Origin of the sequence: Vibrio sp. 10N.222.55.C6 (assembly GCF_041473395.1) — a bacterium.
Lineage (GTDB): Bacteria > Pseudomonadota > Gammaproteobacteria > Enterobacterales > Vibrionaceae > Vibrio > Vibrio crassostreae_C.
The window spans coordinates 1-487 of the sequence record NZ_JBFRSD010000332.1; the positions used below are offsets into that span (position 1 = coordinate 1).

Annotated in this window: 1 pseudogene; it reads left to right on the forward strand. The window is 44.6% G+C overall.

Features of this window, described 5'->3' with window-relative positions:
• A pseudogene (locus AB4486_RS23965) lies at positions 1-487 on the forward strand (class I poly(R)-hydroxyalkanoic acid synthase); the annotation flags it as partial.

Sequence of the window (487 nt, forward strand, 5' to 3'; positions counted from 1 at the left end):
CCCCTAAATCAAGCGATGCAAGAGTTGAATTTTGATGATGCGTCAAAAATCTTCGAGCAAGCCGCTAACCAACCCGCCGTTCTCCTTCAGTTACAATCCCAGTGGTGGGAACAGCAACTTAAGATTTGGCAAAATGCCGCACTGATGGGTAATACCGAAAGCGTCATTACTGAAGAGCGCAGTGATAAACGCTTTATTGATGAAGCGTGGAAAAATGACCCGTTTTACAGCTTTATCAAGCAGTCTTATTTGTTATTCAGCAAAAGCTATATAGACACCATTAATTCAATCGAAGGCATAGACGAGAAAACCAAGGAACGTGTGGCGTTCTTTTCACGTCAGGCTATCAATGCTCTTTCTCCTAGTAACTTCATTGCGACTAACCCAGAGTTGATGAAGCTAACGCTTGAGCGCAATGGTGAGAACTTGCTAGATGGGCTAGAGCAGCTACAAGCTGACGTTGAAGCGAGCGCGGATATCCTCAAGA